The 14,053-nt window shown below is 64.0% G+C and carries 10 protein-coding genes; 7 read left to right on the top strand and 3 right to left on the bottom strand.

Annotated elements, in window-relative coordinates:
• Nucleotides 1-220: 220 nt before the first annotated feature.
• Nucleotides 221-526, top strand: coding sequence for a dephospho-CoA kinase (locus VM99_20345; GenBank protein AKK00312.1), 306 nt, complete (start codon nt 221-223; stop codon nt 524-526).
• Nucleotides 527-601: 75 nt separating this feature from the next.
• On the opposite strand, the gene VM99_20340 is transcribed toward VM99_20345, so the two are convergent.
• Entirely contained in the window at nt 602-1,450 is an 849-nt protein-coding gene (locus VM99_20340; protein AKK00311.1) for a nicotinate-nucleotide pyrophosphorylase, read from the bottom strand.
• Nucleotides 1,451-1,719: 269 nt separating this feature from the next.
• Between VM99_20340 and VM99_20335 the strand changes: the two genes are divergently transcribed.
• The 4 genes from VM99_20335 to VM99_20320 all read left to right on the top strand — a co-directional run bounded on the left by VM99_20335 (nt 1,720) and on the right by VM99_20320 (nt 7,690).
• Nucleotides 1,720-3,927 carry a thymidine phosphorylase gene (locus VM99_20335; GenBank protein ID AKK00310.1) on the top strand — a complete coding sequence of 736 codons (2,208 nt, stop codon included), beginning with the start codon at nt 1,720-1,722 and terminating at the stop codon, nt 3,925-3,927.
• A gap of 64 nt (nt 3,928-3,991) precedes the next feature.
• On the top strand, nt 3,992-4,552 hold the full coding sequence (locus tag VM99_20330; protein ID AKK00309.1) for an N-acetyl-anhydromuranmyl-L-alanine amidase: 561 nt from the start codon (nt 3,992-3,994) through the stop codon (nt 4,550-4,552).
• Nucleotides 4,549-5,385: a membrane protein gene (locus VM99_20325; protein AKK00308.1), complete on the top strand. Its 837-nt coding sequence runs from the start codon at nt 4,549-4,551 to the stop codon at nt 5,383-5,385. The genes VM99_20330 and VM99_20325 overlap by 4 nt, the downstream gene beginning before the upstream one ends.
• 274 nt (nt 5,386-5,659) lie before the next feature.
• On the top strand, nt 5,660-7,690 hold the full coding sequence (locus VM99_20320) for a chemotaxis protein (GenBank protein ID AKK00307.1): 2,031 nt from the start codon (nt 5,660-5,662) through the stop codon (nt 7,688-7,690).
• Between the two features lie 484 nt (nt 7,691-8,174).
• On the opposite strand, the gene VM99_20315 is transcribed toward VM99_20320, so the two are convergent.
• Complete coding sequence (locus tag VM99_20315; GenBank protein ID AKK00306.1) at nt 8,175-8,951, bottom strand: hydrolase TatD; 777 nt, start codon at nt 8,949-8,951, stop codon at nt 8,175-8,177.
• A 3-nt stretch (nt 8,952-8,954) separates the two neighbouring features.
• The gene (locus VM99_20310; protein ID AKK00305.1) at nt 8,955-9,950 is read right to left on the bottom strand and encodes a transcriptional regulator; all 996 of its coding nucleotides are present in this window, start codon (nt 9,948-9,950) and stop codon (nt 8,955-8,957) included.
• Between the two features lie 288 nt (nt 9,951-10,238).
• Here VM99_20310 and VM99_20305 point away from each other — a divergent pair, with 288 nt between their 5' ends.
• Both VM99_20305 and VM99_20300 read left to right on the top strand, forming a co-directional pair.
• Nucleotides 10,239-13,103 carry a PTS fructose transporter subunit IIA gene (locus VM99_20305; protein AKK00304.1) on the top strand — a complete coding sequence of 955 codons (2,865 nt, stop codon included), beginning with the start codon at nt 10,239-10,241 and terminating at the stop codon, nt 13,101-13,103.
• The gene (locus tag VM99_20300) at nt 13,103-14,044 is read left to right on the top strand and encodes a 1-phosphofructokinase (GenBank protein AKK00303.1); all 942 of its coding nucleotides are present in this window, start codon (nt 13,103-13,105) and stop codon (nt 14,042-14,044) included. Before VM99_20305 ends, VM99_20300 begins: the two co-directional genes overlap by 1 nt.
• The last annotated feature ends 9 nt before the right edge of the window (nt 14,045-14,053 follow it).

The raw sequence follows: 14,053 nt of genomic DNA, 5'->3' as shown, positions 1-14,053 counted from the left end.
CGTTTATGGCCTATGTTTTGTAGGGCAGATGTAAAGAGCCGTGTAAATCGTCGGCAAAACGTCCTATATTCGTCCCGGCACGAAGATCGCCCAGCAGTTTTCAGATGATCCCCGAATGGTTCTGAAGGCCAGGTAAACCGGGCTTCTAACGGTTTTCTGCGGCAGAGAGATCCTTGATGATCCAGATCCATCCTCCATTCCTCCGATCAACGAGAACGACATGACCGCTAAAGAACTGACGCAAGAAGCCAGACACGAAGAAGCACTGCGCAAATACGCCCTGGACACGCCTCAGTTACTGGAAGAAATCAAGAACCTGAGCGCTGACGAGCAGAAAGACCAGCTCCAATGGGCGTTCGAGGACGAGGCCGAAGCCCAGGGGCTGCAACCTTGGGAGTTGACGCTCAAGTACACCAGCACACCTGAAGAATTCGAGGCGCAGCGCCTTGCATTGCACAAGGAGGCGGCCGAGGTGTTGGGAGTGGAGTGGGATGAGTACTGCGAGATGAATAATCTAGTCGTTTAGCAACAAGCTACAAGCTACAAGCCAAGCACGGAACAGCTTGCAGCTTGCAGCTTGTAGCTTGCGGCTTGAAGCTGCTCAGAGACTGAGCCGCATCGACAGGTCCACAGCCTTCACATCCTTGGTCATCGCTCCGATCGAGATGTAGTCCACCCCGGTCTCGGCAATCGGGCGCAATGTGCTTTCGTTGATCCCGCCGCTGGCCTCCAGCTTCGCCTTGCCGCCGTTCAGGCGCACGGCTTCACGCATGTCGTCCAGGCTCAGTTCGTCGAGCATAATGATGTCGGCATTGGCCGCCAGCGCTTCCTTCAATTCCGCCAGGCTTTCCACTTCGACCTCCACCGGTTTGCCCGGGGCGATCTTGTGGGCGGCCGCAATGGCCTGTGCGATCCCGCCGCAGGCGGCGATGTGGTTTTCCTTGATCAGGAAGGCGTCGTACAAGCCGATGCGGTGGTTGTGGCAGCCGCCGCAGGTGACTGCGTACTTCTGCGCCAGGCGCAGCCCGGGCAGGGTTTTGCGGGTGTCCAGCAGCTTGACCTGGGTGTCGGCGACAAAATCGGCCAGGTAGCGGGCCCGCGTGGCGACGCCCGAGAGCATCTGCAGGAAGTTCAGCGCGCTGCGCTCGCCGGTCAGCAGCGAGCGCGCCGGGCCTTCGAGGTGGAACAGCGCCTGGTCGGGGCTCACCCGGTCGCCGTCGCGCACCTGCCAATGCACCGCGACGCGCGGGTCCAGTTGCCGGAACACGGCATCGACCCAGGCCGTGCCGCTGATGACGGCGGCGTCGCGGGTGATGATGGTGGCCTTGGCCAGGCGTTCGGCGGGGATCAGTTGCGCGGTGATGTCGCCGCTGCCGATGTCTTCGAGCAACGCACGGCGCACATTGGCTTCGATTTCAACGGTCAGATCGGCGAGACGTAGATTCGGCATAACAGGCTCCACAAACAAAGTGGTCCGATTATAGGGCCAGGCCATGAACGAACCCAAGGCGCTGGCAGGCGACTGCGCCTAATCAAACCTGCATTTGGTCGCGTCTTCGCAACGTTTACGCGTTTCTCGGGTCACTTGATGCGCGGTATTTCGAGCGGGATCACAGCACCCTCTGGTGCGACACCGTTCTTTTGGTCGATAATCCGCCTTTCGATTGACGTCATGTCTTTGACGTCGCCAGCCGAAGACCACCGTTCCAGGAGGCCAGGATGCACAATGACGGGAATGTAGTGCCTTTACACAAGGTATCTGCCGATCAGGCGAATCGTTCGCCGCTCCCGCGCCTGCCGGTGATTCTGCTTCAGGTTCGCGACAAGGCCGCGCAGCAGTTGCGCGTGGGCCTGCAAGGGCTGTTCGATAACGCCGACGACACCCTGTTTGAAATGGCCGACCGGGCACGCGACGACATCGAGCAGAACCTGTTCTTCGAAGCCATGCGCGACCTGCGCCTGAAGCGCAAAAGCATCGAACGTGAATTCATCGAGCAGTTCTTCGAGGCCTTCGTCAGCCTTGCCCAATACGACGTCACCCAGGCCACCCTCGCGCCCATCCAGGCTTGCAGCGCCTCGCCCCAGCTTTCTCAAGACGAATTGGAGCGACACCTGGCCGTCGAGGCCATGGTCACCCGGGTGCTCAAGCGTGATGGCCTGGCGCTCGAACAATTGACCGCCCGGCTCAGTGCGTTGCTGGCCCGGCCGCTGGGCAACCCGCAAAACCCCCTGAGCCCCGCGCTGCTGTGTGAGAACTTCCTGCAAGCCGGGCGCAACCTGGGCGTGGGGATCAAGGTCAAGCTGATCCTGCTCAAGCTTTTCGAACGCTATGTGCTCAGCGAGTGCGACCCGCTCTACGCCGAAGCCAACCAGTTGCTGGCGGCCACCGGTATCCTGCCGGAGCTCAAGGCCGCGCCGTCACGGCGCGCGTCGGATCGTCTCGACGAGCCCCCACGGCCCAAGGCCGATGCGATGGCCAAGCCCAGGTCGGCCGAGGTCGATGACAGTGTGCAGGAGGTGTTCGCGGCGTTGCAGAAGCTGTTGATGCAGGTGCGCGGCAGCGTGGCGCCGACCCTGGAAGCCAGCGCGCCGGCCCAGCCGATCTCCACTCGCGACCTGCTGCGACTGCTGTCCCATTTGCAGCAGTACGCGCCCACCGTCCAGGACGAATTCGACCTGCGCAGCCAGCTGGAGCAGTTGCTGACGCGGGTCAGTGTCCGCAGCGGCAAGTCCCGGGTGGTCGAAGACGCGGATGAAGACGTCATCAACCTGATCTCGATGATGTTCGAGTTCATCCTCGACGACCACAACCTGCCGGATTCCTTCAAGGCCCTGATCGGCCGCCTGCAGATCCCGATGCTCAAGGTCGCGGTGCAGGACAAGAGTTTCTTCAGCCGCGGCAACCATCCTGCCCGGCGGTTGCTCAACGAAATTGCCGCCGCGGCCATGGGCTGGGGCGATTGCGACGATCATCAGCGCGACGCGCTCTACCTGCGTATCGAGCAGGTGGTGCAACGCCTGTTGAACGATTACGTCGATGACCCGGCGATCTTTTCCGAACTGCTCGCCGATTTCCTCGCCTTCACCAGTGACGAGCGCCGCCGCAGCGAGCTGCTCGAACAGCGCATCCGCGATGCCGAGGAAGGACGCGCCAAGGCCGAGCTGGCACGCTTGCGGGTCGAGGGCGCGCTGAACCAGGTGATGCTGGGCAAAGTCTTGCCCCAGGCCGTGGTGGAGTTCGTCCTGCAGGCCTGGAGCCAGGTGCTCCTGCTGACTTGTTTCAAGCATGGCAAGTATTCGGCCGAGTGGCAGGCCGACGTCCTGACCCTGGAGCGGTTGATCTGGAGTGTCCAACCCCACGACGAACCCGATGCCGGCCTGCGTTTGCTGGCGATGGTACCGGAGTTGCTCAAGGCTTTGCGCGAGGGGCTGAGTCGCTCGGCGTTCGACCCGTTTGCCACCAGCGAGTTTTTCAGCGAACTGGAGGTCTTGCACGTCCAGGCCCTTGAGCGGATGGGGCAAGCACAGACGCAGGCTTCGTCGGCGGATTCGCCGGTCATGGTCGAGGTGGCGGAGAAAATCGTCTTGCGCACCGCCCATAAAGGCACGGGGGACAGCGCGGCGGTGCGCTTGCCAGCCGATGACGTGGGGCTGATCCAGGTCGATCAACTGCGCCTGGGCAACTGGGTCGAGTTCCAGGAAGAGGATGACAACACCCTGCGCTGCAAGCTGGCGGCGATCATCGAGGCCACCGGCCAGTACATCTTCGTCAACCGCACCGGCCTCAAGGTGCTGGAGCACAGCCGCACCAGCCTGGCCCTGGAGTTTCGTCGGGGGGCGGCGCGCCTGTTGGACGACACGTTGTTGTTCGACCGGGCGCTGGAATCGGTGCTAGGCAACCTGCGCCAGCTCAATCGCGGCAAGTGATCGCGCAGCGCGGGCCGATCACGGCATACTGACGGCATCCACCGTCGTCTTCGAAGGAACCTGTATGCAGTTGGACTCCGCGAGCGGTTGGTGCGAGGGCGTGCGTCATTGCCCTTCGCCCAACTTCAATGCGCGCCCCGAGGGCGAGATCTCCCTGTTGGTGATCCACAACATCAGCTTGCCACCGGCTCAATTCGCGACGGGCAAGGTGCAGCAATTCTTCCAGAATCGCCTGGATGTCACGGAGCACCCTTACTTTGCCGGTATCGCCGACCTGCGGGTCTCTGCACATTTTTTGATCGAACGTGACGGCGCCGTCACCCAGTTTGTCTCTTGCCTGGACCGGGCGTGGCATGCGGGCGTCTCGTGCTTCGAGGGGCGAGAGACCTGTAATGATTTTTCCTTGGGCATCGAGTTGGAGGGCACCGATGATCTGCCCTTTACCGACGCGCAGTACGCGGCCCTGGTGGCGTTGACCCGGCAGTTGCAAGCGGCTTTCAGTGCGATCACGGTGCAACGCATCTGCGGACATAGCGACATTGCCCCGGGACGCAAGACCGATCCGGGACCGGCATTTGACTGGGCGCGCTATCGTGCGGCCCTGACAGAAGGGGAAGGACAATGAGTTTTCTGGTGTTGCTGCTGGCGGTGTGGATCGAGAAGTTCTCGGCCCTGCGTCAGCGGGTCCAGCGCGATGGCGGTTGGCTGCAAGAGCTGAACAAGCTTGAGGCAAGGCCGCGCTGGGTCAATCGGCCGTGGTTGGTGTTGGTCGTGATGGTGCTGCTGCCGGTGGCGTTGCTGGCATTGCTGCTGTGGGTGCTGGAGCCGGTGGCCTATGGCTTGCTAGCGCTGCCGGTGCACTTGCTGGTGGTGATCTACAGCCTGGGGCGCGGCGATCTGCTGGCCGACCTCGGGCCGTTTCGCGATGCCTGGCGTCGCGAGGATCTGCAAGCGGCCACCCATGTGGCCAAGCGAGACCTGGACATTGAAGCCGACGACGGTGACCAACTGCTGGAGCGGGTCCAGGGGCATCTGCTGTGGCAGGCCTACCAGAGCTTTTTTGCGGTGATCTTCTGGTACTTCTTGCTGGGCCCGGTCGCGGCGCTCAGCTACCGCCTGCTGGCACTGGCCGCCGAACACAGTCACAACGCCGGCGTCGCCGAGCGTGCCGGGCAACTGCGCCACGCCTTCGATTGGGTGCCGGTGCGGCTGCTCGCGGCGAGCTTCGCCCTGGTGGGCAACTTCGTCGCGGTCAGCCGGGTGATGTTGCACGAACTGTTGAACTGGAACATCAGCGCCGCCGACCTGATCGACAAGGTCGGCCTGGTGGCCGGCGAGATCCCCAAGCCCATGGCCGGGCCGGACGGCATCAACAGCCTGGATCGGCTCTGGGAATTGCTGCTGCGCGCGGCGGTGCTCTGGTATGCCGGGTTCGCATTGTGGACGGTGCTGGCCTGACCTGTGTAAATGATGTGGGGTGCATGATTTTCGTGGCGAGGGAGCTTGCTCCCGCTGAGGTGCGAAGCACCTCCCCAAAGACGGCGTCCGCCTGGCGCCCGAGCGGGAACAAGCGTCCTAGTCACAGTGCTCAGCGTCCCCTGTGACTCGTTAACCTTAAGTTACAAATCTCCCCGCCGATTTAGGCTATATAGGGACAGCGCCCCGAATGGTGGCTTTCTGCTGTCTCTGTGCGCCAGCCATAACAATAAGAACATTCCCGGGAGGCTTCCTTGTGAAGAGTTTGCTCTGGCCCGCTGTCGCGCTGATGAACCGCCTGAGCTTCGGCATGAAGTTCAGCCTGATCAGTGTGTTGTTCCTGGTGCCGATGCTGGTGACCAACTTTTTTCTGGTACGCGATTCCTATCGGGAGTTTCAGGGCACCCAGGTGGAGCTGCAAAGCCTCGACCTGTTGGCCAGCAGCCTGGCCCTGCGCCGAGACCTGGAAACCCTGAACAACCTGGTGCAGATCAACGCCAGCCTCGGGCAGTCCGGCAAGGCCGGCGACGTGGAGGCGAAGATCGGCACCCTCGAACAACAGGTCCTCGCGCGGCTGCAAGGCATGACCGCGATGGCGGTCGAGCCCGAGCAGGTCAACGCCTTCGATGCCAAGCGCGACGAAATGATTGCCGCATTCAAGGCCCAGCAGGCGGAAAGCTCCTTGCAGAGCAAGAGTGCGCTGATCGGCAAGCTGCTCAACAGTGCGCAGACGTTCAGCCAGATCATTGCCAGCCAGGCGGGGTTGAGCCGCGACAACCAGAGCGACATTCGCCAGCTCAGCGAATTGATCGTCGGCATGACCCCGAAAGTCACCCAGATCCTCGGCGAAGGCCGGGCGCTGGGGGCTTCGTCGCTGGGGTTGGGGTTTCTCAATTCGGCGTCCAGTACCCGCTTCGATGAATTGCTGGCGCAGATCGAAAAGCTCCAGGGCGAATACGAGGTGAAACTGCAGGACACCCTGGGCGCCAGCCAGGCGGCCGGGCAAGCCTTGGCCGAGCAGGCCAACGGCAGCAAGGCCAGCCTCAAGAAGGCCAGTGAGCTGATCGAAGAACAGGTGGTCATGGCCGATACCCTCGATGCGCCGTGGCCGGCGTTCTATGAGCAGGTCAGCGGCCTGATGGCGCAGACGTACCGGCTGAATGAGGCGACCCAGGACTTTCTCGGGGTCCAGTTGCAGCATCGCCTGGAGCAGAACCGCAGCCACATGGTGTTGCAAGCCGTGGCATTGGCCGCGGTGTTCCTGCTGATCTTCTACCTGTACGCCGGTTTCTACGCCTCGACCCGCACCACCCTTCAACACCTGGGCCTGATGATGGACAAGGTGGCTGCCGGGGACATGACGGTCAATTTCGTCGCCCGCAGCAAGGACGAGCTGGGCGAGTTGGGCGAGGTGTTCAACGGCACCGTGGCGAAAATCCATGACTTGATCGAACAGGTCGGGCGTACCGTCGCGGAAGTCGAGCGCCAGGCCGGGCAGGTGGAAACGGTGTCGGCCCAGAGCAACCAGGCTGTTGCCGGACAACGCAGCCAGATCGAACTGGTCGCGACGGCGATGAACCAGATGTCGGCCACGGCCCAGGAAGTGGCCCGCAGTGCCGCGGCAGCGGTCAGCAGCGCCCATAGCGTCAACGATGAAACCCTGAGCGGCCGCGGCCTGGTGGAATCCCAGCAGGGCAGCATTGCCCGGTTGGCCAGCGAGATCGATCAGTCGGTGCAGGTGATCAATCAACTGGCGACCGACAGCCAGGCCATCAGCCGGGTGTTGGATGTCATCAAGAGCATTGCCGAGCAGACCAACCTGCTGGCGCTCAACGCCGCCATCGAGGCGGCCCGGGCCGGTGAACAGGGCCGGGGTTTTGCGGTGGTGGCCGATGAAGTGCGGACCCTGGCCAAGCGGACCCAGCAATCGACCGAGGAAATCGAAGCGATGATCACCCGCCTGCACGGTGGCGTGGGGGCGGCGGTGAAGGCGATGGGCACCAGCCATGAGATGGCCAACGGCACGGTCGGTCAGTCGGAAAAGGTCCAGCAGGCCTTGGAGAATATCCTCGGAGCGGTTGGCATGATCGTCGACCAGAACCAACAGATCGCCGCGGCCGTGGAGCAACAGACGGCGGTGGCCCATGACATTGACCAGAACATTGTCGAGATCAACCGCGCGGGTGAACGTACCGCTGAAGGGGCGCACCAGACGGAAGATGCCAGTCGTGAGTTGTCTGCGCAGGTGGTGCAGCTCAAGCAGTTGATCAATGCGTTTCGGGTGTAGGTGGTTGTGGGGGTGAGCCGGCTCGCGATGACGGTCTTGTGATGTGGGTTTTGTTGATTGAGTGCATATCCGTTGCTGCGGTAACGGCTGCTTAGGGTTCCGCCCTTACGGCGGCTTACTTTTTTTCAGACGCCAAAAAAAGTAAGCAAAAAAGGCTTGGCCCCACCACTGGGCACCTCGCCTAGGCTCGGTGTGCCCGAACGCAGGCATTGCTCCGTGGGCCCGCCGCGAAGGGCCCTCCATGGCCCAGCGCCGCTATCCCGGCCTCCATGCCGGGATGCCCACTACGCAATGCCTGCGTTCGGCCCTTGTGGTTAATGGGGCCCAAGATCAAAAGCAGGATCAAAAGCCTGCGCGAGGCGGCCTAACTCTCGCGGCTATACCTCAATCCCCTGTGGGAGCGGGCTTGCCCGCGAAAGCGGCCTGGCAACCGACCAATCTCTCCCAGCAGTACACAATTGCCCTATGGCAAGCGCCGCTCAGTTCACCAGCCGAACAATTCTCGGGCGTTGGCCGTGCTGGCCTTGGCCAGTTGTTCGGGGGGCACTGCCATGATTTCGGCCAGGGCTTGGCAGATGGCCGGCAGGTGTGCCGGGGTGTTGCGTTGGCCGGGGTACATGGCCGGCGGCATGTCGGGGGAGTCGGTTTCCAGTACGACCGCTTCCAGCGGCAGTTGGGCCAGTACCCGATGCATGCGCAGGGCCTGGGGCCAGGTTGCGGCGCCGCCCAGGCCGAGCTTGAAGCCGAGCTTGATGTATTCGCGGGCCTCTTCGAGGCTGCCGGCGAAGGCGTGGATGATCCCCGCCCGTGGGTTGGCCAGGCGCTTGAGCGTGGCGATCACGGCGGCGTGGCTGCGGCGTACGTGGATCAGCGCCGGCAGTTCGAAGGTTGCCGCCAGGTTCAGTTGCGCTTCGAACAGCGCCTGCTGGCGCTCGCGGTCCAGGTCCTGAAGGTAGTAGTCCAGGCCGATTTCGCCCACCGCACACAATTGTCGATGCCCGGCGAGGCGGGCCAGCCAGTCGCGCAAGTGCATGACATCCTCGGCCCCGTGCTGTTCGAGGTACACCGGGTGCAGGCCCAGTGCGGCGTGCAGGTCGGGGTCGCTCTGCACCAGGTCCCAGACCCGCTGCCAGTTGTCCCGATACACCCCCAGCACCACCATTTGCCGCACGCCCAGGGCGCGGCTTTCGGCGAGCAGTGCCGGGCGGTCGGCGTCGAAGTCGGGGAAGTCGAGGTGGGTATGGGTGTCGATCAGCTGCATGCCTCAGCCCTGATGAATGCGCTGCTTGAACGTCCGTGCAATGGCCTGCACGCCAGGTTGGTAGTCGTTGTTCTCGATGGCCGCCAGTGCCAGCTCCAGGGCTTTTTCGGCGATCAACTGGTGCTGCTGGGACATGGCGTTGACCGGCAGCGGCAGGAAGTCCAGCAACTGCGTATCGCCGAACGTGCCCAGGCGCAGCGGACGCGACTTCAACGGGAAATCATGCAGGGCGTCGAACACCCCTTGCAGCAGCACGTAGGACGTGGTGATCAGCGCGTCGGGCAAGTGGCCCAGGCGGGCGAGCATTTCATCCATCAACTGGCGCCCGCATTCACGGCTGAAAGACTCGCCATGTTCGATCAGCACCTGGCCCTCGAAGCCGGCCAGTGCATCGCGAAAACCCGCGGTCCGTTCCTGGCTGATGCTCAGTTCGGGGCGAGCGCTGATCAGGGCGATCTGCCGAGGGTTCGTTTCCAGCAAACTGCGGGTCAGGTGCAGGCTGGCCTGGCGGTCGTCGCTGATGACCGAGCAGAACTGCGTCGGCTCCATCACCCGGTCGATGGCGATGATCGGGATGCCCTTGGCCTGCAACTGCTGGTAGCTGTCGTCGCCGGCCGGCAGGCAACTGGCGACGATCAGCGCATCGCAGCGCCGGGCGCGGAACAGCTGCAACAATTGCCGTTCACTGTCGGGTGCGTCGTCGGAACTGGCGATCAGCAACTGGTAGCCCCGTGCCCGGGCGCCTTGTTCCAGCAACTTGGCGATGCGTGCGTAACTGGGGTTTTCCAGATCGGGCAGGATGAAGCCCAGCGTGCGGGTATGCCGGCTGCGCAGCCCGGCGGCCTGGGGGTTTGGCGTGAAGCCGTGTTCTTCGACCACCGCACGCACCCGCTCGACGGTCGCGTTGCTGATGCGTTGCTGCTCGGCCTTGCCGTTGATGACATAGCTGGCGGTGGTCACGGACACACCGGCCAACTGGGCGATATCACTGAGTTTCAACCGGTTTTTCCTTGTTTTTCCGGGTTTGACCCGACAATGAGGGCCATCCTACCCGATTCGTGCCGAAGGTCACTGCCGATGGCTGACGACAAGTTGCACTTCAAGGATGAGAGATTATCGAGTAACGTGCCAATCTTTCTAGATTAAACGTTTCAGCAAGCGTATTTTCAAGGCTAGCAGGATTTTTTGGCCGCACTGCCGCGATACCGCCAAAAGCTGTCCTGCAACGCTAAGCTGATTCTTTCAAAACAATACCTGGCGCCGACCGGACGCCAAAAAGGAGAAGGCATGCTCGAGCTCACTCTAGAGCAGATATCCATGGCGCAGACAGCCGTGGATAAAGACGCTGCGTTGCAATTGCTTGCTGACAAACTGGTGGCCGATGGCCTGGTGGCTGACGGCTACCTCGCCGGCTTGCAGGCTCGCGAAGCCCAGGGCTCGACCTTTCTTGGCCAAGGTATCGCCATTCCCCACGGCACTCCGCAAACCCGCGACCTGGTCTACTCCACCGGCGTGCGCCTGCTGCAATTTCCCGAAGGCGTGGACTGGGGCGACGGGCAGATTGTCTACCTGGCCATCGGCATCGCGGCCAAGTCCGACGAGCACCTGCGCCTCCTGCAATTGCTGACCCGCGCCCTTGGCGAGACGGACCTGGGCCAGGCCTTGCGCCGGGCCGGGTCTGCCGAAGCGTTGCTGAAGCTGCTGCAAGGCGCGCCGCAGGAACTGGCCCTGGACGCGCAGATGATCGGCCTGGGCGTGTCGGCCGACGATTTCGAAGAGCTGGTATGGCGCGGCGCTCGTCTGTTGCGCCAGGCCGATTGCGTGAGCAATGGCTTCGCCGGTGTGCTGCAACAGGTCGAGGCGCTGCCCCTGGGCGATGGTCTGTGGTGGTTGCACAGCGAGCAGACGGTCAAGCGTCCGGGCCTGGCCTTCGTGACTCCGGACAAGCCCATCCGTTACCTGGGCCAGCCGTTGAGCGGCCTGTTCTGCCTCGCCAGTCTCGGCGAGGCCCATCAGAGCTTGCTGGAGCGGCTCTGCGCGCTGCTGATCGAAGGTCGTGGTCACGAATTGGGTCGCGCCACCAGCAGCCGCAAGGTGCTGGAAGTGCTCGGCGGTGAACTGCCTGCCGACTGGCCCAGCGCACGCATCGGCCTGGCCAATGCCCACGGCTTGCACGCGCGCCCGGCGAAGATCCTCGCCCAGTTGGCGAAAAGCTTCGACGGCGAAATCCGCGTGCGCATCGCCGACGGCCAGGACAGCGCCGTGTCGGTCAAGAGCCTGAGCAAGTTGTTGAGCCTGGGGGCCCGGCGCGGCCAGGTCCTGGAGTTCGTGGCCGAGCCAGGCATTGCCGCCGATGCGTTGCCGGCCTTGCTGGCGGCCGTCGAGGAAGGCCTGGGCGAGGAGGTCGAGCCGCTGCCGCCAGCAACGATGCCCGAGCAAAGCCCGATGGCCGACGTCGCGACCGTGGTGCTGGCGCCCGAAGCCGGCAGCCTGATCCAGGCCGTGCCGGCGGCGCCGGGTATTGCCATCGGCCCGGCCCACATCCAGGTGCTGCAAGCCATCGATTATCCGCTGCGCGGTGAATCGGCGGCCATCGAGCGTGAGCGCCTGCAAAACGCACTGGGCCAGGTGCGCCGCGACATCGAGGGGTTGATCGAGCGCGCCAAGGCCAAGGCCATTCGCGAGATCTTCATCACCCACCAGGAAATGCTCGACGACCCGGAGCTGACGGACGAAGTCGACACCCGCTTGAAGTTGGGCGAGAGTGCGCAAGCCGCCTGGATGGGCGTGATCGAAGCCGCCGCGAAAGAACAGGAAGCCTTGCAGGACGCCTTGCTCGCCGAGCGCGCCGCCGACCTGCGCGACGTGGGCCGCCGTGTGTTGGCGCAGTTGTGTGGCGTCGAAACCCCGAACGAACCCGAGCAACCCTACATCCTGGTGATGGACGAAGTTGGCCCATCCGACGTGGCGCGCCTGGACCCGAGCCGGGTGGCGGGGATCCTGACCGCCCGCGGCGGCGCCACGGCCCACAGCGCCATCGTCGCCCGCGCCTTGGGCATTCCCGCGTTGGTGGGGGCCGGTGAGGCGGTGTTGTTGCTGGCGCCGGGCACCTCGTTGTTGCTCGACGGCCAGCGCGGTCGCCTGCACGTGGAGCCCGACGCCGCCACCCTGCAACGGGCCAAGGAGGAACGCGACACCCGCGAGCAGCGCCTCAAGCTGGCCGCCGAGCAGCGTCACCAGCCGGCGTTGACCCGCGATGGCCACGCCGTGGAAGTGTTCGCCAACATTGGTGAAAGCGCCGGTGTCGGCAGCGCGGTGGAGCAGGGCGCCGAAGGCATCGGGCTGTTGCGCACCGAACTGATCTTTATGGCCCACACCCAGGCGCCGGACGAAGCGACCCAGGAAGCCGAGTACCGCAAGGTCCTCGATGGCCTGGCCGGCCGGCCGCTGGTAGTGCGCACCCTTGATGTCGGCGGCGACAAACCACTGTCGTACTGGCCGATCGCGAAAGAAGAAAACCCGTTCCTCGGCGTGCGCGGCATTCGCCTGACCTTGCAGCGCCCGCAGGTCATGGAAGCGCAACTGCGGGCCTTGCTGCGCTCGGCCGACGATCGTCCGTTGCGGATCATGTTCCCGATGGTGGGCAGCGTCGACGAATGGCGCCAGGCCCGGGCCATGACCGAACGCCTGCGCCAGGAAATCCCGGTGGCGGACCTGCAACTGGGGATCATGATCGAAGTCCCGTCCGCCGCATTGCTGGCGCCGGTGCTCGCCAAGGAGGTCGACTTCTTCAGCGTCGGCACCAACGACCTGACCCAATACACCCTGGCCATCGACCGTGGTCACCCGACCTTGTCGGCCCAGGCCGATGGCTTGCACCCGGCGGTGCTGCAACTGATCGACATCACCGTGCGCGCCGCCCATGCCCAGGGCAAGTGGGTCGGCGTGTGCGGCGAGCTGGCGGCTGATCCGCTGGCGGTGCCGGTGCTGGTGGGCCTGGGCGTGGACGAGTTGAGCGTTTCGGCCCGCAGCATCGCCGAGGTCAAGGCACGTGTGCGCGAGCTGAGCCTTGCGCACATTCAAACCCTGGCCCAGGAGGCATTGGCCGTGGGCAGCGCCGATGATGTGCGCGCATTAGTGGAGGCGCTGTAATGGCGAAGATTCTTACCCTGACCCTCAACCCGGCGCTCGACCTCACGGTGGAACTGGCGCGCCTGGAACCGGGCCAGGTCAACCGCAGCGACGGCATGCACACCCATGCCGCCGGCAAGGGCGTGAACGTGGCCCAGGTGCTGGCCGATCTCGGCCACACGCTGACGGTCAGCGGCTTTCTCGGCCAGGACAATGCCCAGGCGTTCGAGACGCTGTTCACCCAGCGCGGTTTTGCCGACGCCTTTATTCGCGTGCCGGGTGAAACCCGCAGCAACATCAAGTTGGCCGAACAGGACGGACGCATCACCGACCTGAACGGTCCCGGACCTGTGGTCGACGTCGCCGCGCAGCAAGCGTTGCTCGATCGGCTGGAACACATTGCCCCTGGCCATGACGCGGTGGTGGTGGCAGGCAGCTTGCCCCGCGGTGTCAGCCCGCAGTGGTTGCAGGCCTTGATCACACGTTTGAAGGAACTCGGCCTGAACGTCGCACTCGACACCAGTGGCGAGGCCTTGCGCGTTGCGCTGGCGGCGGGGCCGTGGCTGATCAAACCGAACACCGAGGAACTGGCCGATGCGCTGGGGTGCGAGGTGGTGAGTGAGCGGGCCCAGGCGCAAGCGGCGCAGCGCCTGCATGCCCAGGGCATCGACCATGTGGTGATTTCCCACGGTGCCGATGGCGTGAACTGGTTCAGCGTCGGCTCGGCCCTGCATGCCACGCCGCCCAAGGTCAGCGTCGCCAGCACGGTGGGCGCCGGGGACTCGCTGCTGGCCGGCATGCTGCACGGCCTGCTGGGTGCGCAAGCCCCGGAGCAGACCCTGCGCACCGCCACCGCCATCGCGGCCATGGCGGTCACGCAGATCGGTTTCGGCATTCGCGACACCGCGCTGCTGGCGTCGCTTGAACAGGGTGTGCGCGTGCGCCCCCTGACAGAACAATAAGAGGGTTCG

The organism is Pseudomonas chlororaphis, assembly GCA_001023535.1.
GTDB lineage: Bacteria > Pseudomonadota > Gammaproteobacteria > Pseudomonadales > Pseudomonadaceae > Aquipseudomonas > Aquipseudomonas chlororaphis_E.
The sequence above is the reverse complement of the archived record's forward strand: the minus strand, read 5'-3'. Positions and strand labels throughout refer to the sequence as shown.

Coding starts and splice junctions, on each gene's coding strand:
- VM99_20335 (AKK00310.1), top strand. CDS start 1,720: ATGCACAATGACGGGAATGTAGTGCCTTTACACAAGGTATCTGCCGAT.
- VM99_20300 (AKK00303.1), top strand. CDS start 13,103: ATGGCGAAGATTCTTACCCTGACCCTCAACCCGGCGCTCGACCTCACG.
- VM99_20340 (AKK00311.1), bottom strand. CDS start 1,450: ATGCCGAATCTACGTCTCGCCGATCTGACCGTTGAAATCGAAGCCAAT.
- VM99_20325 (AKK00308.1), top strand. CDS start 4,549: ATGAGTTTTCTGGTGTTGCTGCTGGCGGTGTGGATCGAGAAGTTCTCG.
- VM99_20330 (AKK00309.1), top strand. CDS start 3,992: ATGCAGTTGGACTCCGCGAGCGGTTGGTGCGAGGGCGTGCGTCATTGC.
- VM99_20345 (AKK00312.1), top strand. CDS start 221: ATGACCGCTAAAGAACTGACGCAAGAAGCCAGACACGAAGAAGCACTG.
- VM99_20315 (AKK00306.1), bottom strand. CDS start 8,951: ATGCAGCTGATCGACACCCATACCCACCTCGACTTCCCCGACTTCGAC.
- VM99_20305 (AKK00304.1), top strand. CDS start 10,239: ATGCTCGAGCTCACTCTAGAGCAGATATCCATGGCGCAGACAGCCGTG.